This window comes from Rhizobium acaciae, assembly GCF_025941625.1.
Lineage (GTDB): Bacteria > Pseudomonadota > Alphaproteobacteria > Rhizobiales > Rhizobiaceae > Rhizobium > Rhizobium acaciae.
This window is the reverse complement of the sequence record NZ_JAPCZO010000011.1, coordinates 179,960-202,190: the sequence shown is the minus strand read 5'-3', so window position 1 is coordinate 202,190 and position 22,231 is coordinate 179,960. Positions and strand designations below refer to the sequence as shown.

20 protein-coding genes and 1 tRNA gene are annotated in these 22,231 nt (G+C 60.6%); 11 read left to right on the top strand and 10 right to left on the bottom strand.

The window, feature by feature from the left end:
• The first annotated feature begins 27 nt into the window (after positions 1-27).
• From bcsA to OLZ32_RS19025, 6 genes are all read left to right on the top strand, one after another.
• A complete protein-coding gene (bcsA, locus tag OLZ32_RS19050) occupies positions 28-2,220 on the top strand; it encodes a UDP-forming cellulose synthase catalytic subunit (protein WP_264398283.1) in 2,193 nt (730 codons plus the stop codon).
• The gene (locus OLZ32_RS19045) at positions 2,217-4,679 is read left to right on the top strand and encodes a cellulose biosynthesis cyclic di-GMP-binding regulatory protein BcsB (RefSeq protein WP_264398285.1); all 2,463 of its coding nucleotides are present in this window, start codon (positions 2,217-2,219) and stop codon (positions 4,677-4,679) included. Before bcsA ends, OLZ32_RS19045 begins: the two co-directional genes overlap by 4 nt.
• Positions 4,676-5,722: a glycosyl hydrolase family 8 gene (locus OLZ32_RS19040; protein WP_264398286.1), complete on the top strand. Its 1,047-nt coding sequence runs from the start codon at positions 4,676-4,678 to the stop codon at positions 5,720-5,722. The genes OLZ32_RS19045 and OLZ32_RS19040 overlap by 4 nt, the downstream gene beginning before the upstream one ends.
• Positions 5,719-8,097, top strand: coding sequence for a cellulose synthase (locus OLZ32_RS19035; protein ID WP_264398287.1), 2,379 nt, complete (start codon positions 5,719-5,721; stop codon positions 8,095-8,097). The genes OLZ32_RS19040 and OLZ32_RS19035 overlap by 4 nt, the downstream gene beginning before the upstream one ends.
• Before the next feature lie 76 nt (positions 8,098-8,173).
• Positions 8,174-8,842, top strand: a complete 669-nt coding sequence (locus OLZ32_RS19030) for an HAD family hydrolase (protein WP_264398288.1) — start codon at positions 8,174-8,176, stop codon at positions 8,840-8,842.
• Between the two features lie 98 nt (positions 8,843-8,940).
• Positions 8,941-9,017: transfer RNA gene (locus OLZ32_RS19025), tRNA-Pro, on the top strand.
• Positions 9,018-9,204: 187 nt separating this feature from the next.
• Here the strand turns inward: OLZ32_RS19025 and OLZ32_RS19020 are convergent.
• Entirely contained in the window at positions 9,205-9,837 is a 633-nt protein-coding gene (locus OLZ32_RS19020) for a class I SAM-dependent methyltransferase (RefSeq protein WP_003547253.1), read from the bottom strand.
• A gap of 536 nt (positions 9,838-10,373) precedes the next feature.
• Between OLZ32_RS19020 and OLZ32_RS19015 the strand changes: the two genes are divergently transcribed.
• Positions 10,374-10,595, top strand: a complete 222-nt coding sequence (locus OLZ32_RS19015) for a hypothetical protein (RefSeq protein WP_017990988.1) — start codon at positions 10,374-10,376, stop codon at positions 10,593-10,595.
• Positions 10,596-10,600: 5 nt separating this feature from the next.
• On the opposite strand, the gene OLZ32_RS19010 is transcribed toward OLZ32_RS19015, so the two are convergent.
• A complete protein-coding gene (locus OLZ32_RS19010; RefSeq protein ID WP_017990989.1) occupies positions 10,601-10,834 on the bottom strand; it encodes a DUF982 domain-containing protein in 234 nt (77 codons plus the stop codon).
• A gap of 196 nt (positions 10,835-11,030) precedes the next feature.
• Between OLZ32_RS19010 and OLZ32_RS19005 the strand changes: the two genes are divergently transcribed.
• A complete protein-coding gene (locus tag OLZ32_RS19005) occupies positions 11,031-11,243 on the top strand; it encodes a hypothetical protein (RefSeq protein ID WP_003547260.1) in 213 nt (70 codons plus the stop codon).
• 3 nt (positions 11,244-11,246) lie between these two features.
• Here the strand turns inward: OLZ32_RS19005 and OLZ32_RS19000 are convergent, their stop codons facing one another.
• From OLZ32_RS19000 to OLZ32_RS18985, 4 genes are all read right to left on the bottom strand, one after another.
• The gene (locus OLZ32_RS19000) at positions 11,247-11,396 is read right to left on the bottom strand and encodes a hypothetical protein (protein WP_003547262.1); all 150 of its coding nucleotides are present in this window, start codon (positions 11,394-11,396) and stop codon (positions 11,247-11,249) included.
• A 90-nt stretch (positions 11,397-11,486) separates the two neighbouring features.
• On the bottom strand, positions 11,487-11,780 hold the full coding sequence (locus OLZ32_RS18995; protein WP_003547265.1) for a helix-turn-helix domain-containing protein: 294 nt from the start codon (positions 11,778-11,780) through the stop codon (positions 11,487-11,489).
• A gap of 73 nt (positions 11,781-11,853) precedes the next feature.
• A complete protein-coding gene (locus tag OLZ32_RS18990; RefSeq protein WP_264422047.1) occupies positions 11,854-13,035 on the bottom strand; it encodes an ROK family transcriptional regulator in 1,182 nt (393 codons plus the stop codon).
• A gap of 470 nt (positions 13,036-13,505) precedes the next feature.
• Entirely contained in the window at positions 13,506-14,120 is a 615-nt protein-coding gene (locus OLZ32_RS18985; protein ID WP_264422045.1) for a GNAT family N-acetyltransferase, read from the bottom strand.
• Between the two features lie 176 nt (positions 14,121-14,296).
• On the opposite strand from OLZ32_RS18985, the gene OLZ32_RS18980 reads away from it, so the two are divergent.
• From OLZ32_RS18980 to OLZ32_RS18970, 3 genes are all read left to right on the top strand, one after another.
• Positions 14,297-15,634, top strand: coding sequence for an extracellular solute-binding protein (locus OLZ32_RS18980; RefSeq protein WP_003547270.1), 1,338 nt, complete (start codon positions 14,297-14,299; stop codon positions 15,632-15,634).
• Positions 15,635-15,759: 125 nt separating this feature from the next.
• A complete protein-coding gene (locus tag OLZ32_RS18975) occupies positions 15,760-16,653 on the top strand; it encodes a carbohydrate ABC transporter permease (RefSeq protein WP_003547273.1) in 894 nt (297 codons plus the stop codon).
• Positions 16,653-17,486 carry a carbohydrate ABC transporter permease gene (locus tag OLZ32_RS18970; RefSeq protein ID WP_003547275.1) on the top strand — a complete coding sequence of 278 codons (834 nt, stop codon included), beginning with the start codon at positions 16,653-16,655 and terminating at the stop codon, positions 17,484-17,486. The genes OLZ32_RS18975 and OLZ32_RS18970 overlap by 1 nt, the downstream gene beginning before the upstream one ends.
• 27 nt (positions 17,487-17,513) lie before the next feature.
• Here the strand turns inward: OLZ32_RS18970 and OLZ32_RS18965 are convergent, their stop codons facing one another.
• The 4 genes from OLZ32_RS18965 to OLZ32_RS18950 are packed head-to-tail and all read right to left on the bottom strand — an operon-like array spanning position 17,514 to position 22,121.
• On the bottom strand, positions 17,514-18,758 hold the full coding sequence (locus tag OLZ32_RS18965) for an O-antigen ligase family protein (protein WP_003547277.1): 1,245 nt from the start codon (positions 18,756-18,758) through the stop codon (positions 17,514-17,516).
• Entirely contained in the window at positions 18,755-20,317 is a 1,563-nt protein-coding gene (locus OLZ32_RS18960; RefSeq protein ID WP_003547279.1) for an undecaprenyl-phosphate glucose phosphotransferase, read from the bottom strand. The genes OLZ32_RS18965 and OLZ32_RS18960 overlap by 4 nt, the downstream gene beginning before the upstream one ends.
• A gap of 55 nt (positions 20,318-20,372) precedes the next feature.
• Entirely contained in the window at positions 20,373-21,542 is a 1,170-nt protein-coding gene (locus OLZ32_RS18955) for a glycosyltransferase (RefSeq protein ID WP_003547280.1), read from the bottom strand.
• A gap of 3 nt (positions 21,543-21,545) precedes the next feature.
• Positions 21,546-22,121, bottom strand: a complete 576-nt coding sequence (locus OLZ32_RS18950) for a polysaccharide biosynthesis/export family protein (RefSeq protein ID WP_003547282.1) — start codon at positions 22,119-22,121, stop codon at positions 21,546-21,548.
• Between the last annotated feature and the right edge of the window lie 110 nt (positions 22,122-22,231).

Genomic DNA, 22,231 nt, shown 5'->3' with positions numbered 1-22,231 from the left:
CGGTTGAGCAATTTCGAAGGAACGTCGATGCGCAAAGCCCGCAGTGTCATCTTATGGGCCGTGGTTTCGCTCTGCATGATCGTGCTGATCACGCTGCCGGTTAACCTGCAGACCCAGCTCATCACCAGCATCACGGTCGTGACTGTGATGGCGCTGATTAAGATTCTGAAGGGCGAGGGGACCTGGCGCCTGGTGGCGCTCGCCTTCGGCACGTCGATCGTGCTGCGCTATGTTTACTGGCGCACCACCAATACGCTGCCGCCTCTGAATCAGTTGGAAAACTTCATTCCCGGCCTGCTGCTCTATCTTGCCGAAATGTATAGCGTCGCGATGCTGGCGCTCAGCCTGTTCATCGTCGCCACACCGTTGCCGTCGCGCCCCTCGCGTGCCGCCAAGAATGAGCGTTTCCCTCATGTCGACGTCTTCGTCCCATCCTACAACGAGGATGCCGGCCTGCTGGGAAACACGCTGGCCGCCGCCAAGGCCATGGATTATCCGGCCGAGAAGCTGCATGTCTGGCTGCTCGACGACGGCGGCACCTTGCAGAAGCGCAATTCCGGCAAGCTGCTCGAAGCCCAGGCGGCGGCTGCCCGCCATATCGAGCTGAAGCAGCTCTGCGACGATCTCGATGTCCACTACCTCACGCGCGACCGTAACGAGCACGCCAAGGCCGGCAATCTCAACAACGGCATGAAACATTCGACCGGTGAACTCATCGCCGTCTTCGATGCCGACCACGCGCCGGCCCGCGATTTCCTGCTGGAGACCGTCGGTTACTTCGAAGACGATCCGAAGCTCTTCCTCGTCCAGACGCCGCACTTCTTCATCAATCCCGATCCGCTGGAGCGCAACCTGCGCACCTTCGACAAGATGCCGAGCGAGAACGAGATGTTCTACGGCATCATCCAGCGCGGCCTCGATAAATGGAACGCCGCCTTCTTCTGCGGCTCGGCCGCAGTTTTGAGCCGCAAGGCGCTCGAATCGCAGAACGGTTTCAGCGGCATCAGCATCACCGAGGATTGCGAGACGGCGCTGGCGCTCCATGGCAGCGGCTGGAACAGCATCTATGTCGACAAGCCGCTGATCGCCGGCCTGCAGCCAGCCACCTTTGCAAGCTTCATCGGCCAGCGCAGCCGCTGGGCGCAGGGCATGATGCAGATCCTGCGCTTCCGCTTTCCGCTTCTGAAGCGCGGCCTGACGATCCCGCAGCGCTTTTGCTACATGTCCTCCACGCTTTTCTGGCTCTTCCCGTTCCCGCGCACGATCTTCCTGTTTGCGCCGCTCTTCTACCTGTTCTTCGATCTGGAAATCTTTACAGCCTCGGGCGGAGAGTTCCTCGCCTATACGCTAGCCTATATGCTCGTGAATCTGATGATGCAGAACTATCTTTACGGGTCGTTCCGCTGGCCCTGGATTTCCGAGCTCTACGAATATGTCCAGACCGTGCATCTGCTGCCGGCTGTCGTCTCCGTCATGCTCAATCCGAGGAAGCCGACCTTCAAAGTCACTGCCAAGGACGAATCGATCGCCGTCAGCCGTCTGTCGGAAATCAGCCGTCCGTTCTTCGTCATCTTTGCGGTGCAGATCGTCGCGCTCGTCATCACCATCTACAAGATCTATGCCGAGCCCTATAAGGCCGACGTCACGCTCGTCGTCGGCGGATGGAATGTCATCAACCTGATCATGGCCGGTTGCGCGCTGGGCGTCGTGTCGGAGCGCGGCGAGCGCGCCTTGTCCCGCCGCGTCCGCGTCAACCGGCGCTGCGAATTCGGCGTCAATGGCAAGTGGTACGCGGCCTCGATCGAGGACGTTTCCGTCCACGGTGCGAGGCTCCACATCTTCAACAAGCAGCTCGACGAGATGCTGGTTGGCGCACTCGGAGAGATCCGCTTCCGGCCCTATAGTGGCGCGGAACTGGAAACCCTGCCGCTCATCGTCCGCAACATCGAGCCGTCGGGCGACATCAGCAATGTCGGCTGTCAGTACGTGCCGAAAAGCGCGCTCGACCATCGCCTGATCGCCGACCTGATGTTTGCCAATTCCGATCAGTGGACAGAGTTCCAGGCCTCGCGCCGTCGCAATCCAGGCCTGATCCGCGGCACCATCTGGTTCCTCGGCCTCTCGCTCTACCAGACGAGCCGCGGCCTCATTTACTTCTTCCGCAGCATGCGGCCGGAGAGGGAAGCCCAGCAGAAGGCGGCAAAGGTCAACGCCGGATGAGAAAGATCGTCGCTGCCTCGCTTCTACTGTTGAATGCCTCCGCCTTCGCCCAGGCGCAGACGGCGCCCTTCGACATGTCCGGCGAGCGGCTGCCCGGGGCATCCGTTACCCCGAGATTGACACCACCGACGCCGCCGACAACCCCTGTGCCGGCTCCCGCCACGCCTCCGGTTTCCGTCAGACCGGCACCTGCAGCTCCACCTGCTCCTGCTCCCGCACCTGTTCCTCCGACGATCACCGTCCAGCCGCAACCGGCGGCGCCCGCGCTCCAGCCAGCCGCGGCGGCAAATGCCGCTGCGCCGCCGCGCTCCGGCGAGGTCCGTCGCTATGTCGTGCCCTTTTCAAAACTCGGCCTCGGCGGTGAATACGACCGCCGGTCATGGTCGGTCTATCTGACGCTGGAGCAGGCGGCGGCCAAGGCAAGCTTCACCTTCGCCTACCAGAACTCGATCGTCGTCGCGCCTGAGGCCTCGGCGCTGACCGTCTATCTCAACAATCGCCCGATCGGCCAACAGCGCGTCGGCTCGCCGGATGGTCCGTCGACCGTCACGTTCGAGGTTCCGCCCGGTCTGCTGCAGCCGGGCGCCAATCTTGTCACCTTCGAAGCCGATCAGCGTCACCGCACCGATTGCAGCATCCAATCGACTTATGAACTCTGGTCGAATATCGATCCGGCCGGAACCTATCTGAGCTTTGCCGGCAGGGACGCCGCCCAGCTATCGAGCGCCGACGCAATCCGCGCCATCGGCGTCGACGGTGCCGGCAAGACGGAGTTCGACATCGTTGTCCCGGCGCTGGAGCAGCCGGGAACCACCAAGCCGCTGCTACGGCTGGCGCAGGGCCTGTCGGTGCTGAGCAGCATGCCGAACCAGATCTTCGCCTTCAGCACCGCTTCGCTTCCGGCTGGCGGGCCTGGCAAGCTCAGCGTGCTCGTCGGTACCGCAGCCGAACTGCGGCCGCTCTTTCCCGGCCTGCCGCCCGGCGCCGAAAGTGCAGCACTCGCCGCTTTCGTCACCGATCCGCGCAGCGGCTCGCCGGTACTTCTGATCAGCGGCCCCTCCTGGCAGGCGGTCTCCTCGGCGATCGATACCATCGTCTCACCGACAGACCGGTCCTCGGATGTTCGCCGCGACGTGCTGACCACCGAGCGCTGGAGCGCGCCGAACGCGCCGCTGGTCTTTTCCGATACGAATATCGCCCTGTCGCAGCTCGGCGTGAAAACCACCGAATTCTCCGGCCGGCGGTTGCGGACCAGCTTCAATATCGCCGTGCCGGCCGATTTTTATGCCAATGCCTACGGGGAGGCGAAGGTGCTGCTCGACGCCGCCTATACCGACAACGTGCTGCCCGGCAGCCACATCGATATCTACGTCAATGACAACATCGCCTCCACCGTGCCGATCACCACGACATCAGGCGGCATTCTCCGTCATCTGCCGATCCGCGTGACGATGCGGCACTTCAAGCCCGGTCTCAATTCGGTTGCGATCGAGGCGATCCTGATGACCAAGGACGATGCGGCTTGCGCGCCGGGCGCGACCGCCGGCGCGACCCCGCGCTTTGCTCTGTTCGATACGTCCGAGCTGCAGATTCCGGATTTCGCCCGCGTCGGTCAGCGTCCGAACTTGGCCGCAATGGCCGGCACCGCCTATCCCTATGGCCGGGCCACGGAACCGACGCCGCTTTTCATCGACCGCATCGATGCCGACACGCTTTCGGCTGCCGCCACGCTGCTCGGCCAGATGGCGATCACCGCCGGCCATCCGATCGCCGTCGAAACCGTCGCCTCGCCGAATACGATCGGCGATCGTGATGCAATCTTCATCGGCTCCATCTCGCAGATGCCGGCAACGGCGCTGTCGCAGACCAATATCTCCACGACGAGCCAGGCCTCGTGGCGTCCGGTGGCGGATACGCAGCCGGACGTCGTCGATACCGGTACGGCTTTCGAGGAGTGGAACTCCAAGGTCAGCGGCGGTGTCTTGCACAACCGGGTCACCGCCTTCCGCGAGTGGCTGTCGCGCAATTTCGATATCTCCCGCAGCTCGCTGCAATTCATCCCCGGCGCCGAGCAGATTTTCACGCCGGCCAACGCCGACACGCTGCTGGTTGCACAGGGCTCCAGCCCCGCCGGAGCCGGCGCATGGACCGTGGTGGCGGCGCCGTCGGCGAAGGATTTGCGCGAAGGGCTCGAGGTTCTGACCACGCAACCGAACTGGCCGCAGATATCGGGCCACATCACCACCTATTCGAGCAAGACAGGCAAGATCGAGACCGTGCCCGTCACCCGTTTCGATTTCGTGCCGTCCACCCCCTGGTCGATCGCCAATTACCGCCTGATCGCCGCCAACTGGCTGTCGACGAATATCCTCTCCTACGCCTTCCTGCTGGTCGTCTTCGTGCTGCTGATCGGGGTCACCACGTCAAGTATGCTCAGAAGACTGGGGCGGTCGAAATGAGGCGGTGGCGCGCACTCCTGCTGGCGGCATCGGTCGCGCTCGCTCCCGGGGGAGCGCCCGCCGTTGCGCAGCAGGCGATGATCAATGCCGGCGCATGGTCGGCCTACAAGGTGAAGTTTCTCGATGCGACCGGCCGCATCATCGATAACGGCAACGGTAATATCAGCCACAGCGAAGGGCAGGGCTATGGCATGCTGCTCGCCTATCTCGCAGCCAGCCCCGCCGATTTCGAACAGATCTGGTATTTTACCCGCACCGAACTGCTGCTGCGCGACGATGGCCTTGCCGTCTGGAAATGGGATCCGAACGTCAAGCCGCACGTCACCGACACCAACAATGCCTCGGACGGAGACATGCTGATCGCCTATGCGCTGGCGCTTGCCGGCACGGCGTGGAAACGCAACGACTATATCCTCGCCGCCTCCCGCATGGCGCAGGCGCTACTCGCCGAAACCGTTGTGCACTCGGCCGGCCACACACTCCTGTTGCCGGGGAGCCAGGGTTTTGCCGCCACCGACCGTGAAGACGGTCCCGTCGTCAATCCGTCCTACTGGATTTACGAGGCGATTCCGGTGATGGCGGCGCTCGCGCCGTCGGATGCCTGGCAAAAACTGTCGGACGATGGCCTAACGCTGTTGAAGACGATGCAGTTCGGCCCGCGCAAGCTCCCAGCCGAATGGGTGAGTCTCAGCGGCCAGCCGCAGCCGGCTGAGGGTTTCGACGCCGAGTTTGCCTATAACGCCATCCGCATCCCGCTCTATCTCGCTCGTGGCGGTGTCACCGACAGGGCGCTCCTGACCCGCCTGCAACAAGGGATGTCGCAAGACGGCGTTCCCGCCACCATCGATCTGACCACCGGCCGGCCGAAGACCGTGCTGCCGGATCCCGGTTATCGAATTGTTAACGATGTTGTGGCCTGTGTAGTCGATGGGACCAAGCTGCCGGTCTCGGCCCTGCAATTTTCGCCCGCACTCTATTATCCGTCCACGCTTCAACTGCTGGGGCTGGCCTATATCGGGGAGAAGCATCCGGAGTGTCTGTGAAGTCTTCTCTCGTGGCGATTTCAGCAGCAGTCGTGGTGGCGACCCTCGTCACCGGGCTGAAAGATCGTGCCGCTCTGCAGGAAAAATTCGGCCTCGCGTCTGCCGGCAAGCCGGCGCCGGAGCTGATGATGATGGGCCGCATCAAGCCGACGGATGGTCCTGCCGGCAATCCCGAATTCAATGCGCAACTCGTCGCCGACAAGATAGAGGCGATCACTTCTTCGTCGCCGTCAGCACCGGACACGTCCGAGCCGGATGCCGCTGAATCGCAGCCTGCTGCACCGCAACCGGCGGCACCTCAGACGGCTGCTCCGCCGGCTCAGACGGTCGCCCAGCCGGCACCAGTGACACCCCCAATCGTTTCCGCGGCGCCGGCACCACAGCAGGCGGCCGCGGCGCCGCAGCCTGCCGTCGATGAAAGTGCACTTCGTTATTTCGCCAGCCGCGGCGACAAGGTGCGCCTGCAGGCCGAAATCTCCCGACTACAGGCGCTCTATCCGAACTGGGTTCCGCCGGCCGATCCGCTCGCCGTGCCGCAGAATGGCGACAAGCAGCTCGAGGCCATGTGGCAGCTCTATTCCGATGGCCGCTATGCGGAGCTGCGCAAGGCCGTCGCCGACCGCCAGGCAGCCGATGCCGGATGGCAGCCGCCGGCCGATCTGCTCGACCGGCTTGACGTCGCCGAGGGCCGTGCCCGCCTGGTCAATGCTTCGGACCTCAAGCAATATGCGACTGTGGTCGATATTGCTGCTGCAACACCGAGCCTGCTGACCTGCAGCGAGGTCGATGTTCTCTGGCGCGTCGCCGAAGCCTTCATCCAGACGGAGAGGGCGCAGCGCGGCCAGGACGCCTACACTTATATCCTGAAGAACTGCACCAATCCGGCCGAGCGGCAGGCGACGGTCGAGAAGGCTTCGACGCTGCTTGCCTACCAGCCGATGCAGGCGCTGCTGGCGCTGGAAAGGCCTGCCGCAGACGGCAGCAAGGAATTCGACGCAATCCGCGACAACCTCGCCCGACGCTTCATGGCCGAGGGCGATGACGATCCGAATCTTGCCATCGCGCCCGATTATATCGCCCGCCTCGAAAAACTCGCCGAGACGGACGGGCTTGCCTCCGATGCGCTGCTGCTCGGCTGGTACCAGCTTCGCCGCAACAATGATGCCGATGCCGAGAAATGGTTCCGCGCCGCCCGAGCCAAGCAAGATTCGGCGGCCGCTTCGCAGGGGCTGGCGCTGGCGCTGATCGCCCGCAAGGCGCCTGAGGAAGCCGAAGAGGTGATGTTCCGCTGGCGCACCGATTCCGAGGATGCGACATCGACCTATCTCGCCGCCACCGCTAACCTGATGGCGCTGCAGCCGCCGGCCGATCTGGCCGAAGACGTACTGCACCGCATCGCCACCGAGGTCATCGCCCGCAAATATGTGCCGACGGCGCAGCAATTCGGCTGGTATGCCCGCTCCCTCAACCAGTTCCAGACCGCCGCGCGCTGGTTCGAGACGGCACTTGCCTGGAAACCCGATGACGAACCGTCCGCCTATGGCCTTGTCATCACCCGCGAGCAACTGAGCGACCGCAAGGGCGTGCTCGACCTCCAGCGCGCCTGGGCCGGCCGGTCGAGCCGGATCACCAATCTCGAAGACACGTCCTCCTTGATGCCGAATGCCGTCACGCCGCCGCCGGAAAAGGGGACGCTTGCCGCACAGCAACCGGCTCAGCCGACGCAGCGTCCCCCGGCCGAGCCGCTTCCGGCCGAGCGCCGCGTGATCCTGCAGCCGGGGTCGGAAGTGGTCGTTCGCGCGGCAAGACCATCTATGGAGACAGTGAACGTCCCACGCGGTCCGCGTCAGACGCGCGGCTGCTCGACGACAATCGATGCGGGGCAGCTTAAGCCGGCCGACGCGCTGTCGCGCGGCTGGTGCCTGATGGATATCAACCGGCCGATGGAGGCAATCTCGGCCTTCGAGGCGGCATTGCAGAGCCCGGCCCGCAAGGTCCGTGAAGATGCAGCCTACGGCCAGAGCCTTGCTTATCTGCGCGCCGGCCTCTCCGGCAATGCCGCCGTCGCGGCCACCAAGGCGCCGCAGAACCGCCAGCGGGCCGCCGAGCTTCAGGTGGCGATCCTCGCCGACCGTGCGCTTTCAGCCTTCGACGCCGGGCGTTACCGCGAAACCCTCATCTATCTCGATCAGCGCGCCGAGCTGCAGCAGGAGCGCATCGATCTGATGGTTCTGCGCGGCTACTGCTACCTCAATCTCAAAATGTACGGCGATGCGACCCGTATCTTCGAAGCCGCTGCCGCGACCGGCAGCCGCGACGCCGCCCGCGGTCTGGCCGACGTCCGTAACGTCACCCACCCGGACACCAACAACTGACGTTGACGCCGCTTCCGCTCTCCGCTACTCGCCTGCGCAGGGGCCGCCCCGGCCTCATGCTTGCAAGGAAACGCCCGTGCCCGCTCTCCACGACATCCTCGACAGGTCCTATGACGCCTTCCTTTTCGACATGGACGGAACGCTCTTGAATTCCATTGCGGTCGTCGAACGCGTCTGGAGTGAATGGGCAAGACGCCACGGCTTCGAGCCCGAGGTCTTCCTGAAGACGATCCACGGCATTCGCGCCTCCGATGTGATCCGCGGGCTCGGCCTGCCCGGCGTCGATCCTGCCCATGAGGCGGATCTGCTGCTCGCCGAGGAAATGGAGGATGTCTCCGGCATCGTCGAGATCCCCGGCGCCGTCCGCTTCCTCTCCGCCATCGCTGAGGGCCGATGGGCAATCGTCACTTCGGCGCCGATCGAGCTCGCCAGGCGCCGCATGGCCGCCGCCGGCATCCCGATGCCGAGGGTCATCGTCAGCGGCCAGGAGGTCAAATCAGGCAAGCCCAGCCCCGAAGGATATCTGCTCGGCGCAAGCCGCCTCGGTGTCGATCCGAAAAATTGCCTGGTCTTCGAAGATGCGGTCGCCGGCATCCTCGCCGGCGAGGCCGCCGGCGCCGACGTCACCGTCATCACCGAAACCCACGCCACGCCCTTCGAAACACCGCATTTTTCGATCGCCAACTACCAGGCATGGCTGCCTCGTCAGACCGCCGAAGGCCGGCTGAAGCTCGCGGCGATCTGACCATTCGCGCAAACCGCCTCCTTTTTGTTGGAGGCAAGGTTTTTCCGCTTGCATTGCACGCGCTGAAAAACTAAACGAAGCAAGCCGTTTCGGCAGGTCGGGGCGTAGCGCAGCCCGGTAGCGCACTTGACTGGGGGTCAAGGGGTCGCTGGTTCGAGTCCAGTCGCCCCGACCATTTATCCCCTTGAAATCCCAGTCAGAACGTCAGTTTTCTTCGTCCCACTTGCGGCGGAAGACGGAACGAGGCATTGGCAGAAATGCTGAAACGGGAGCCGAACGCCCCGAACGAAAATGTCATTTGTTCATGTTGCAGGCGAGCTATAGCGCCGCCATTGTAAAGGGTGGTGGACCTTCGACCGCTTTCAATGCGGTTTTTGAGCGATCGCGATCATCGATTTCGCCAGCAGCGGAATTCTCCCGACATATTCGAAGTCGACGTCTTCGAAGCCTGTTTCGACGAGCAGCGTGCTGAGCGTTTCGGGAGACCAGAATTTGATATGGCCATGGTCTTTCAGAGGCATAAAATGGTCGTCCATCTTTCCGCTCACGGCCAAAGCCAGATTTTTCCAGTAGCCGTGGAAAGGCGTCGATACGACCGCAATGCCGCCAGGCTTCACCAAGTCGTAAATGGTCGTCGAAAAAGCCTTGGGATCATAAACATGTTCAACCACTTCAAGGCTGATCACCGCATCGAAGGTCCCATACCGGCTGGAAAGATCCTCGTAGCCGGAACCGATTTCCAGCGGAAGATCGGGGTGGGCCGTTCTCGCTTTCGCGATGCCGTCCTTCGAAGGATCGACGCCGACGACGTCATACCCTTTTTCCGCAAGCACGGCGGCGGCACCGCCGGTGCCGCAACCGAGGTCGAAGACCGCCGTTTCTTTTGCCTCCTGGAAACTGTTCTCGAGAACATCGACAACGGCTGGCAGAATATAGGAATGGGCGGTCGCCGGTTTGGCGTGTATATAGGTAGTAGCGTCCAGTTCGATAGACATTTTACCTCCTGAATATCTGAAGAAGTGAGCCGCCAATGGTACGGCGGACTTTGACGGGAGTGTGGTGTCGTTGTGGTATTACGGTGATTAACGCCGAAGGCGTTCGTGGCGACTAAGCTTCACTGCCGATTGGCAGCACCGACAGCGCGAGACATTCTCCAGCACGCCTGACGCTCGCCCGCCGGATCCCGAAGCTGATTGACAGGGTGCCCAGAAGATGCTGAAAACGGCCCGCGTTCAGGTTTGCCGCATTCTTGTGGTTCAAAGCGCCGCTGCATCCGGCTCCGCCCGGCTCGACCATTTAAACTAAATAACGCGGTGAAATACCCTTTGAAAGTGCATCGCAAATAAATCCTTTAGTTCTTTTTGGTACTGCCTCAGTTGGGAGAGGTGGTATTTGTTGCCTTTTGTTAAGGTTATACCCAGTTTAGAGGTTAACAACCCAATTTTGGATTGAAAAAAACCTGAAGCCTCTTCGCATTCTCGAGAATATGTGTAGATTAACATTATCCCTGTCACAGATAGCCTAGTCGAGCATGGCGGATATGAAGCACAATCTAACTTGCAGGCAGAGCCTCGCCAGCGCGTTCCAGGCTCTGTCGGACGAGGCCGTCAAAGCCGGTTGGTCGGAAGGCGATGTCGCCCTCGCGCTTGCCGAGCTCGCCGAGGAGCGGGTGATTGAGGTTACCGCCAAGGTGATCATGGAAGGCTCAGTCCATCCTCAGCTCATCGCTGCCGGCGGTGGACGCAACAGCTAACAATCTTACACCAGCAATCCCGCCGTTTTCGCTGCCGTGATGAAGGAAGCCTGTGCCGCACGCGGGCTGCGCAGTCCATCGAGCGCATCCAGGCAGTGCTGGCGCGCAACGCGATAATCGCGCCCACGCTTGCTCGGCCACCGCTTCAGATATTCGACGGCCTCCCAGACGGTGGAAACGATCAGGCTGCTGTTTGGAGAAACGACCCGGACGGGGGAGGGAAAGCGTTTTTCACTCACGTCTGCACTCACTGATTCCTGCTACCAAACGCGGCCAGAACGCGCGGGATAAAATTTTGTTCCATAATTTTATTCCATAGAAATTTGCGTAGTTGCTAAAGTTCAGACCCTCGCGCATAATGCTTTATGGTCGGTTGCGGAGGGCGGCCGGCGATGCAAGCGTGGATGCGTTTGCCCTCGGAGGGAATGCGGCGTGATGCTACGATCATCAATTCATCCGCATGATTTACCGCTGTTTTCGGAAGATCTCGATCTGCTTTCGCAGGTCCTCGACAAGGTCTGCGAGGAACGCGGCCTCGCTAGGACGACGCCGGAGGCCGAGCGGATTGGTGCGGTCATCATTCAGCTCTACAGACAGGGCGTGAAGGACGGCGGCAAACTCGCCGACCTTGCAAAAACCTATCTTTAAAGATCAGTTCTGCTCGATCGAGACACCGTTCTTGCCGATGCTCATCTCGATGCCTTGCGGCTTGCTTTCCTCGTGGAAGATATAGGCGCCGAGGCCGATGACGGCGACGACAAGAACGCCGATGATAAGGTAGAGACCATTGCTGCGGTTCAAGAGACTGCCCTCGATATGTTATGGCCCCCGATATGTTCTGGGCTCGGATATTATGGGACAGCGAAACGTCCGAGCGACCGATTGGTTCCGTCAGTCGTCGTTGGCGGCGTTGAGGTTTTCCGGCCGGATGCCGTCATCGCTGGAGGTGCGTGCGCGTAACCGGATGCCGGGGCCACCTTCATCCTGATTGCCGCTGGAAAGGAAGATGATGCCGTTCGCCTCGAGCGTGCTGCGTACGTCGAACAGCGCGTGCGGCTCGCCGGCGAATTCGCCATTTTCCAGCGCCATCACAGTCTCGACCGGCAGGCCGCTGGCGGCGGCGAGCTCTTCGATGCTCATTCCAATCATGGCGCGCGCGCCGCGTATCTGCGTTGCTGTTATCATGATGGAAAATCTAGCGCATTTCCAGCGCTTCTCAAGTGGCGAAACTGCACGTTGGCCCTAAGGCATGCGCTCTTCAAACTTCCCTCAATTTGACCCCAAATAGATCGTCATGCATGCGCTCGACCGCGATCCCCATTCCTCCCATCAGGGCGGCGCGGTTCCCAAAGCGACTGATCTCGATGCGCGGCGGATAAGGCGTACAACGCGGCAGGAAACCGCGGATGGCGTTTACGAGTTCCGGTCTTGCGCCGATGCTGCCACCGGTAATCACCAATTCAGGATCGAGAGCCGCTCCGATTGCAGCAATAGCGACTGCGACCAGCCTTGCCGTCTCTTCGATGGCAGCCACGGCGCTTGTTTCTCCTGCATTAAACGCGGCGAAGAGATCAGCCACAGTGGATGCGTTACGCCCGCCGAAACCGACGTAGCGGCGCAACATCGCGACGCTGCCGACCGCACTCTCAAAGGTTCCAAGCGTAAATCCGCCAGGATCAAAAGCATCTCCGCCGATCGGAAGATAGGCGATTTCACCAGCCGCCCCACGCGCGCCGCGCAACAGAGTTCCGTTGGCGATGATGCCCATGCCGACGCCCGTTCCCAGAGCAACGAAGGCAAAATTGCTGGTTTCGATACCGTGTCCCCGCCATCTCTCCCCTTGCGCGGCCAGGTTGACGTCATTTTCAACGATCACCGGTATAGCCACTCTGTCGCTGAAGACTTGCCGCAGATTTATGGCGTCGATGCCGGGGATGCTTGGCGCTACGTTGATATGCCCGGTGGCCGGATCGAGCACACCGGGACTGCCCAGAACGACGAGACGGAGTTTGTCGGCAGTCGTCCCGGCTGCAAACGCGAGTTCTACGATAAGATCGCTGAACTGATTGACGAGATGCATTCCGCCGCGCGGGTCGGTGGATACTTTGGTTTCAGCAACCACGTTCCCCAACAGATCGCAAATAGCCGCAGCAATCTTGGTGCTCCCGAGGTCGATAGAGACGGCCAGTCCCGCCCTGGCATTGATTTCATAGGTGATCGCATTTCGGCCCGGGCGACCATCAGTCTGCCCGACTGGTTTTAGCCATCCATCATCCTCAAGGTCGCGCACGACATCGGAAATCGTCTGCTTTGACAAGCCGGTTAGCTTGGCAATATCGGCGCGAGAGATCGATCCGTTCGCGAACACGGTTCGGATGACGGCATTGGTTGAAATTTTTCGTGCGATCGGGGTCTGTGCGACAGAAGATGCCATTGCCATCCGGCTAGCTCAGTCCAATTAGTTCGGAGCGCATACTTAATGGACGCGATATTAAGTCACAACTATTACGGCTAAGCGGAATTCAATACATCGAAGCAGGCAATTTGTCTATGTCCTTGACAAATGGGAGGTCAGCTGTAGGCTTGAATTAACGTGCGATGAAAATGCGCGATGAAATAAAGAGGGTCGATGAGAAGTATGCGCCATACCTATCGTCGGGTTAGCAGTGCGCCCGCCAAGATCGCCCAAAGAGGAACTGGCCTGGTCTTGACCGGCTATTTCCTTTTTTGCGTGCTGCCTACTCCTTGAACCTGGCTGCCGAGGATTTGCTCATGACGAAGCCCTCGACTGATGGACAGCTTTTCGCGAAGCAGCCTGTTTTACTGCCGATAATGATATCATGCCTTCAGGCGGACGTTCATACCCGGGAGACAGGGCCTTTCCATGGCTCGGAGAAACCGGGAAATGCTTCAACCCGATCCCTCATCGATCCGCATTGCGAAGGCGACGGAGCCATCCTGCTCGAACTCGGAAAAGCCGAGGCGACGGTAGAAACCCCTGGCGCGTTCGTTGTTTGGGTCGACCCCGAGATGCACGGCTCCGACCTCGTGGTTTCGAAGCGCTTGAAGCTCCGTGGCGATCATCCTGCGCCCCCAACCGCTTGCCTGAAGTCCGGGAAGGATGTTGATGTGGAGATGCGCGGGATACTGGTCTTGAAGCCACGCCGTTCCGCTGCGCGGATTTTGAATTCGTTCCATCAAGTCGGCGTCGCGCGGACGGGTGGGTGCCAGTCCCGCAATCTGTTGGCGGACGAACGGCCACCAGTTTGTCTGCAAGTCTCTGTCGAACCTGCTGGTGTCCGGCACCCCGACGACATAGCCGACCGGCCGGCCGTCCTGAACGAGAACAAAGGCAAAGTCCTTGGCGAATTTGAGGTAGGGTACCGACCACACGTAGCCGGGCAGATGCGGGTCGCTATAAAGCGCGCTGGCATCCTCACCGCCATTCGCGGTTTTCAGGCAGATGTCGAAAAGGGCGTCGATATCCGCTTCAATCGCGGGGCGGATGAAGCAGCTGTTGTCCATCACTTTGCCACCTCCTGCGTGGCGCTTTGTCATTTTGGGTCGCGAGAGGAGCTGATGCATTGACGATTACCTCAGATTCGCCAGCCAGGCAAAGCTCTGGGGGAAGAAAACGTTGGGCCGCTGCTAGGCGCAAGGCCTGAACGGGAGTGGAGAATAAACCAGATGAGGTGGAGCAGATGAAAAGAACCGTGAAATCGATCAGCATACTGTCGGCATACCGATTGAAAGCAGCTGTCGCGCTTGCTGGCGCGGCGCTTTTGAGTTTTGGCCTTTCGACAGCCACGCGCGCCGACGACCTGGCTGTGTGGGATGACCAAACCTATGAAGGTCAGAGTGCGGTCATAGAGCAGCTCAACAAGGAGTTCGAAGCTGCCCATCCCGGCGTCACGATCAAGCGCACCGCCCGCACCTTTGACGACATGAAGTTGACGCTGAAGCTTGCGGTTTCGGCAGGTGATGGCCCTGTCATCACGAAGGTCAACCAAGGTGCCGGTGACATGGGGGCGATGGTCAAGGAAGGATTGCTCCTGCCGGTCGACGACTACATCAAAAACTATGGCTGGGATAAGCGCCAGTCGGATTCCGTGCTTGCTCGAGACCGCTGGGAAGATGGAAAATTTGGGGTTGGTAAGACCTACGGCATATCAGGCCTCGGCGAGATCGTTGGCCTCTACTACAATAAAAAGATCCTCGGCGATGCGGGAGTAGCGCTGCCGCAAACCTTCGAGGAGCTGTTGGCCGGTCTTGATAAGCTGAAGGAAAAGGGCGTTGCGCCCTTCATGATGGGCTCGGCAAAGCAGCACCTGGCCCTGCACATGATCGGCGCCATCGAGCAGGCGCATATCGACGCCAGCAATCGCGCCGAGCTTGACGATCTGATTTACGGCCGGGGCGGCTCCTGGAACACCAAGGGGAACATCGAATCCGCCAAACTCGTACAGCAATGGGCACAGGGCGGTTATTTTTTCCCCGGTTTCGAAGGCATCTCGGGTGACGACGCCGTCCAGCTCTTCATTTCCGGGCAGGGCGCGTTCCTGATCTCCGGAACCTGGTATTTCGGTGACATGCAACACAATCCGGATATCGGCTTCATGGCAATTCCCGCCCCGAAAGGTATTGCCAAGCCCATGAGTGTTGGGGGCGTGGATCTTGCCTGGGCGATAACGAGCCTTGCCAAAACGAAGCCGACACAGGACGTAGCCGGCGCATACATCGATTATATGGTCTCGGAAAAGGCTGCTGAAACCTGGGCCAATGCCGGCTATCTTCCGGCAACGTCGCTCGCGGCTGACGCAAAGCCAAAGCTCACGCCGCTCCTCAGCTCCGGCATCGAAATGTGGAAGACACTCAACGCAAACGACGCTCTCGGCCATTACCCCGATTGGTCGAGCCCAACGATGCTGAAGACAATAGACGACAACACGCCGCTTCTTCTGTCCGGCAATATCACGCCCGAAGCCTTTGTCGATGCTATGGACAAGGATTATCAGGCGTACCTGAAGGATAAGAAATAAAGATTGCGGGCGCTGGTCACGGCCGTCCTCTGCGGTCGTGACCTCAGTGTCGTCGATCCAAATAAATGAGCACTGCGATCGGCTTGCTGCGCGACGACCACAGCTTTAGCTTTATGGAGTAATGGATGAAACGCTCCGCACTTGATGGCTCGCAACAGACCAATTTTATCTATTTATTGCCTGGATTGCTGTTCTACGCGGCTTTTGTCTTTGGACCGATCATCGCGGCTTTGGGTTTGAGCCTGACCAGCTGGGACGGCCTGAGCATGCCCAAGTGGGTTGGTCTCGGCAATTACGTCGATCTCTTTTCTGACAGCCGTTTTTATATTGCCTTGCGTAACAATGCCGAGCTCATGATCTTCTACTGTGTTCTGCCGCTCGTGCTCGGCATAACTCTTGCTGCGTGCGTCTGGAATCTGAAGCAACGCGAACAGCTCGCCCTGCGCACCTTCCTGTTCCTGCCTTACATCATGCCGACCGCCGTGTTGGGCATCATCTGGGCATGGCTCTACAATCCTGCATTTGGCCCGTTCAATCAGTTTCTGAGAGCAGTGGGGTTAGGCGCCTTCGCACTCCCGTGGCTGGGAGATTTCAATTTTGTGCTTCCCGCGGTCGGGATCGTTGCCACCTGGTATTTCTTCGGTTTTTGCATGGTCATCTTCCTGACCGGAATTCAGCGCATCGACCCGTCTCTTTTCGACGCTGCCAAGGTCGATGGCGCTTCGGCGCGAAAAACCTTTTTCTGGATAACGCTGCCGCTTCTCTTGCCTGAAATAAGGGTGGTTTTGCTGCTGACGGTCATAGCGTCCATCAAAAGCTTCGACCTGATTTTTACAATGACCAGGGGCGGACCCGCCAACGCGACGCTCGTGCCGAACATCTACATGTATCAGCTCGGCTTCGAGCTTAATCGGTTCGGCGCCGCAGCGGCCATCGCCATTGTCGGCGCGGTCCTCACATTTGTCATCAACTATGCAATTCACCGATTTGTGGGATCGCAGAACAAAGGAAGGGCTTGATGAGCCGTTGGTCTAACATCTCCCCCGGTACGCTATTCCTTCGCCTTGTTCTGTGGCTTCTTGCTTTCGTAACGATCACGCCGTTCCTGCTTCTGCTTCTAACCTCGATAAAGAGCAAGGCCGACGTTCTGCAGGGTGCATTCGCGCTGCCGGCATATCCGCATTTCGAAAATTACGTCGATGCTTGGAATGCCGGACATTTCAACATTTACTTCTGGAATTCGATCATCGTCGTCATACCCGTCGTTGCTGCAAGCGTCTTTTTAGGCCTGCTGACTGGTTTTGCCTTCGCCTACCTGTCGTTTCCATTCCGGCGCACGCTGTTCGCTATCCTGACGCTCGGCATGATGGTGCCGGCGGAAGCCTTCATCATCCCGCTTTATTACGAAATGCGGTATCTGGGATTGATCAATACCTATGCGGCTCTGATTTTGCCGCAGATCGCGATGTCGATACCGTTCTCGACGATCTTCCTCGCCAGCGCGATGCAGCAACTGCCGGAAGAAGTTCTCGAAGCGGCGGTTCTCGATGGCGCCGGACGCTTCCATATCCTGCGCAAGATCGTTATCCCGCTCATGGTGCCGGCAATGTCGACACTGGCGCTGTTCCTGTTCATATGGACCTGGAACGAGTTTCTGATTCCGTTCATCCTGGTCAACGACGACGACTATCGGACGCTGCCCCTCGGCATGCTGTTTTTCCAAGGGCGTTATACCGTCAACACGCCGGTTCTGACCGCCGGCGCGGTGATTGTCATTTTCCCGCTCATCGTGACTTATCTCATTTTCCAGCGGCGGTTTATTGCTGGCTTGACGGCAGGAGCGACGAAATAGACAGCCGATGCGGTCGGCGGCAAGACCTCACGCCGTGGCCCTCAGTCTTCGCTCGCGCTTGTGGCGCACTTCCAGCGCCGCGCAGCCCCAGACCGTGCCAAGCAGCAGATAGACATGGCGCCAGTGGTCGATATCGATGACGTTGCCGATTGTCGCATGGCCGAGAACCGAGATCCAGGCGATCATCAGGAAGGGCTGCCACGGCCGGTCGAGCAGCAGGTTTCGGAAACCGAGAGCCAGCGTCCAGGCAAGCATGCCGACATAGCTGACGAAGCCGAGCCAGCCATAGGAGGTGAGCGATTTCAGCCAGATATTGTGCTCGTCCTCGGGAAACATCGTGCCGAACACCAGCGGGCCGATGCCGAGCGGACGCTCCATCATCATGGTGAAGCCGATCCGGTGGCGCTCGAAGCGGCCGAGATGTTCGCCGTCATATTGCTGTACCAGCTGGGCGCGCGCCGAAAACAGTTCGGCGACCTTCGGGATCTGCAGCGCCACCAGCAGCGACGCGATCAGCATGATGATCGCCGCCAGCGACAGGACCAGGACGCGCAAGCGAAAGGCGCCGCTGCGCTCCTTCAGCAGCATGATGAAGATCAGCAGCACCACGCCGAGCGCGAAGAGCCCCCAGGCGGCGCGGGAGAAGGAGAGGAAAATGCCGAGCGCAAGCACGAGCAGGGCGGCGGCCTTCAGCGGCGATCTCTTCAGGTCGCCGACCAGGATGCCGTGGACGAGATAGAGCGATGGCGGCACCAGGAAGGGGCCGAAAACATTCGGATCCTGGAAGGCGCCTTTGGCGCGGTCGTAGAGCGTGAAGATTTCCGCGCCCGGGAAGGCGTGGAAATAGCCGAGTATGCCGAGCGCGGAGGTGGCGACGGCGGCAAAGGTCCAGGCATTGAAGATCAGCGGCAGCCGCTTGTGGCTGTCCTCGATGATTGCCGCGTAGAAGACCGCCGTCAGCGCCAGGAAGGTCGACACCGCGATATACATCGGCGCCGTTGCCAGGTCCTTCATCTGCGTCAGCGACAGCATGCCGCCGATATTGAAGGTCAACAGCAGGGCAAGCAGCGGCGCCACGCTGCGCGAAATCCTGAGGCCCAGGATGAACCAGAGGCCGATCAGGCCCGCCATCCAGAGTTCATAGGGTGCCGGCTCGTCGATCACGAAACCGGAAAGGAAGACGCCGAAGGCGACGAAGGCCGAGCCGATCAGGCGCAGCGTCATCCGCTGCGGTTGGGCGACACGGGGATATGTCGCCTCGATCGCGCTCAATAGGCGTTTTCCGTGTTGAGCAGTCGGATCGGCGTCAGGAACAGGATCTTGAGATCGAACCAGAGCGACCAGTTCTCGATGTAGTAGAGGTCGTAGGCCGTGCGGAACTTGATCTTCTCGTCATTGTCCACTTCGCCGCGCCAGCCGTTGATCTGCGCCCAGCCGGTGACACCGGGCTTGACGCGGTGGCGGGCGAAATAACCCTCGACGACATCGCCGAAGGCGCGGTCGCGCGCCTGGGCGAGAACGGCATGCGGGCGTGGGCCAACCAGCGAGAGCTCGCCTCTCAAAACGTTGAAAAGCTGTGGCAATTCGTCGATCGAGGTCTTTCGGATGAAGCGGCCGACGCGGGTGACGCGCGGATCGCCCTTGGTCACCGCGGCCTTGCCTGTGGGGTCGGCCATGTTGGTGTACATCGAGCGGAACTTGAAGACGTTGATGATTTCGTTGTTGAAGCCGTGGCGCTTCTGCATGAAGAAGACCGGACCTTCGGAGGTGGCCTTGATGGCGATCGCGGTCGCGACCATGATCGGCCAGAGCAGCGCAAGTGCGACTATCGTGAAGAAGAGGTCGAAGCCGCGCTTGGCGACGGAATCCCAGTCGCGGATCGGCTTCTTGAAAATATCGAGCATCGGCACCGAGCCGACATGCGAATAGGCGCGCGGCCGGAAGCGCAGCCGGTTGGCATGGGCGGCAAGACGGATATCGACCGGCAGAACCCAGAGCTTCTTCAAAAGGTCGTAGATACGGGCCTCAGCCGACAGCGGCAGGGCGATGATCAGCATGTCGATGCGCGTCAGCCGCACGAATTCGACGAGTTCGGCGACAGTGCCGAGCTTCGGATAACCGGCGACCATCATCGGCGAGCGTTTCTCGCCGCGGTCGTCGAAGATGCCGCAGATGCGGATGTCGTTGTCGGCCTGCTGTTCGAGGATGCGGATCAGGTCCTTGGCCGGCTCGCCGCCGCCGACGATGACGGCGCGGCGTTCCATGATGCCGTTGCGCGCCCAGTTGCGGATGCCGTAGGCGACGAGGAAACGCTCGGCCGCAAGGAAGAGCGCGCCTGCGGCGAACCATGGGATATAGGCATCGACCATCGCCCATGTGGTGCCGCGAATGAGAGCGAACAGGCCGACGGTCAGGAGAAGCGCGATCGTCCACGTGGCGACGATGCGTGGCATCAGCCGCAGCTTCGCCCGAAGGGCGGGAATGGTGTAGGTGTCGGCAAGCTGCAGGCCGATGACGGTCAGGGCCGAAGCGATCGCTGCCATGCCCGTCCGCATCCAGGTGGAATCGCTGCCGTCACCGGGCCAGAAATAGTGGACAATCAGGGCGATCGCGAAGAGCGCCAGGAATTCCAGCAGCCGCAATTGGCCGATGATGATCACAGGCGAATTGGTTCCGTCGCGGAACTGTTCGGCGATCTGCCGGGCATAGGGATTGATTTCGGTCGGGTCGGAAGGCTTTTCCTGACCCGCATCGCCGCGCGCCTCGATGTCGGAGACCTGCTTGCGCAGTGCTTCCACGTCGAATTGATCGCCTTTTTCCAGCTTGTTCATGGGGCTTTTCGCTCGTTGTCAGCAAGCGAAATACCAGAAAGCCCCTAAGAAATATTTACGAGGCGACGGGCATTGCTTGGCCGGCAGCGGGATTGACGAGTTCATGGTACAGTTTCAGGACATCACGTGCCATGACGGCGGAAGAAAACACCGCCTTCACCGCCTCCGGCTTCGGCATCGTCCTGGCGTGCCAGTCGGGCGTGCTCAGCGTTTCCGCCATGACGCGGGCGAGATCGTCGGAATTGCCGGGCTCCACCAGTGCTGCGCTGTCGGCGCCGAGCACCTCGGGAATGCCGCCGACACGGCTTGCGATGATCGTCTTGCCGGCGCCGAGCCCCTCGAGCACGATATAGGGCATGGCTTCGGCGCGGGAGGGAACGACGAGGTTCTGCGCCATGGAGAAGGCTTCGTGGACCCGCATTGCCGGCAGCATGCCGATGCGTTTACCAAGGCCGCGTTCGACCATCATCTCACGGTAGCGGTCGCGATCCGGCCCGTCGCCGATCATCAGCGCCGACAGCGGCCTGCCGAGCAGCCGTTCGGTCTTGGCGAAGGCATCGACAAACAGATCGGGACCCTTGAGGTCCCGCAGCATTCCCACATAGATGAAATGCACGGCATCCGAGCGGGTCGGGATCGGTTCGAAATCGCGCTCGCCGATGCCGTTGTAGATCAGTCTCGTCTTCGTCCGCGGCTTACCCACCTTGCGCGCATAGGTGTCGCGCTCATACTCGCAGATGAAGACCAGCGCATCGGTGAAATATTCCTGCAGGCGCTCCATCCGGAGGACGAACTGTCCGCTGAGCGAAGAGCGCGAATAATGCAGGCTTCCGCCATGCGCGGTATAGAGGCGGGCTACGCGATACCTGTTCACCCGCAACGCTGAGCCGGCAAGTCGCGCGAGCACGCCGCCCTTGGCGCCGTGTCCGTGCAGCACATCCGGCCGCAAACTTTTGATTTTCTTGTATGTATCCCACATCGTCGCAATATCGGACGGGCTGATCGAGCGCCGGATCGGCACGCGCGTCAGGCCGAGCGAGAGATAGGGACGGATATCGTCGAACAGGCTGTCCTCGTACTCGCCTCCGGTCGAGCTGTCGCAGAGGATGCCGATTTCATGGCCGGCCTTGCTGTGCTCCTCGACGAGATCGCGGACATGGCGGAAAATTCCGCCGATCGGCGATCTGAAGCAATGAAGGATGCGGAGCGGCTGCTGTTTTGCCATCGCTCAGAAAAGCCGTTCGCGAACGTAGATCGTGTCACCTGCGATGATCGGCCCCGATATGTTGATGCGGCCGGTCAGCACCTGTCCGTTGATCTTGCGGGTGACATCGACCATGCGCTGGTTGGCGCGACTGGTGAAACCGCCGGCAACCGCGATGGCATTCTGCACCGTCATGCCGGGAACATAGGCATACTGGCCGGGCTGGCCCACTTCACCCATGATGAAGACCGAACGGTAGCGATCGACATCGATGGTGACGTCGGGATCGCGAAGATAGCCTTGCTGCAGTTTCTGGGCGATCTGTCCCGAGAGTTGCTGCAGGGTTCGGCCGCGGGCAGGGACCTGGCCGATGAGCGGGAAGGCGACATAGCCGGCCTGATCCACCGTATAGGTATTGGTCAGGCTCTGCTGGTCGAAGACGGTGATGCGCAGCCGATCGCCGCTGTCCAACGTATAGGGCTGGATGGTGGCCTCGTTGAAGGCCTTCGGCGCCGGCCTGTACGTCGTGCAGCCGCCCAATGCTGCCGTCATGGCTGCAAGGCTCAGGGCCAAAAGGATCTTGGGCTGGACGACAGACATCCGCTTGTGCTCACAAAAATGAACTCGGTGCAGTCGTTATCGATCCGTTAGGGTTAATGCCCGGTAAAGGACGCCTGCAATTTCCCTGTTTCCTTCATCGATCGTTGCTC

Excerpts from the sequence above, each read along its gene's own strand:
- bcsA (WP_264398283.1), top strand. The coding sequence starts at position 28 with ATGCGCAAAGCCCGCAGTGTCATCTTATGGGCCGTGGTTTCGCTCTGC.
- OLZ32_RS18975 (WP_003547273.1), top strand. The coding sequence starts at position 15,760 with ATGAAACGCTCCGCACTTGATGGCTCGCAACAGACCAATTTTATCTAT.
- OLZ32_RS18970 (WP_003547275.1), top strand. The coding sequence starts at position 16,653 with ATGAGCCGTTGGTCTAACATCTCCCCCGGTACGCTATTCCTTCGCCTT.
- OLZ32_RS18960 (WP_003547279.1), bottom strand. The coding sequence starts at position 20,317 with ATGAACAAGCTGGAAAAAGGCGATCAATTCGACGTGGAAGCACTGCGC.
- OLZ32_RS18995 (WP_003547265.1), bottom strand. The coding sequence starts at position 11,780 with ATGATAACAGCAACGCAGATACGCGGCGCGCGCGCCATGATTGGAATG.
- OLZ32_RS19020 (WP_003547253.1), bottom strand. The coding sequence starts at position 9,837 with ATGTCTATCGAACTGGACGCTACTACCTATATACACGCCAAACCGGCG.
- OLZ32_RS18990 (WP_264422047.1), bottom strand. The coding sequence starts at position 13,035 with ATGGCAATGGCATCTTCTGTCGCACAGACCCCGATCGCACGAAAAATT.
- OLZ32_RS18950 (WP_003547282.1), bottom strand. The coding sequence starts at position 22,121 with ATGTCTGTCGTCCAGCCCAAGATCCTTTTGGCCCTGAGCCTTGCAGCC.
- OLZ32_RS19005 (WP_003547260.1), top strand. The coding sequence starts at position 11,031 with ATGCTACGATCATCAATTCATCCGCATGATTTACCGCTGTTTTCGGAA.
- OLZ32_RS19015 (WP_017990988.1), top strand. The coding sequence starts at position 10,374 with ATGGCGGATATGAAGCACAATCTAACTTGCAGGCAGAGCCTCGCCAGC.
- OLZ32_RS19040 (WP_264398286.1), top strand. The coding sequence starts at position 4,676 with ATGAGGCGGTGGCGCGCACTCCTGCTGGCGGCATCGGTCGCGCTCGCT.
- OLZ32_RS18985 (WP_264422045.1), bottom strand. The coding sequence starts at position 14,120 with ATGGACAACAGCTGCTTCATCCGCCCCGCGATTGAAGCGGATATCGAC.
- OLZ32_RS18955 (WP_003547280.1), bottom strand. The coding sequence starts at position 21,542 with ATGGCAAAACAGCAGCCGCTCCGCATCCTTCATTGCTTCAGATCGCCG.
- OLZ32_RS18980 (WP_003547270.1), top strand. The coding sequence starts at position 14,297 with ATGAAAAGAACCGTGAAATCGATCAGCATACTGTCGGCATACCGATTG.
- OLZ32_RS19045 (WP_264398285.1), top strand. The coding sequence starts at position 2,217 with ATGAGAAAGATCGTCGCTGCCTCGCTTCTACTGTTGAATGCCTCCGCC.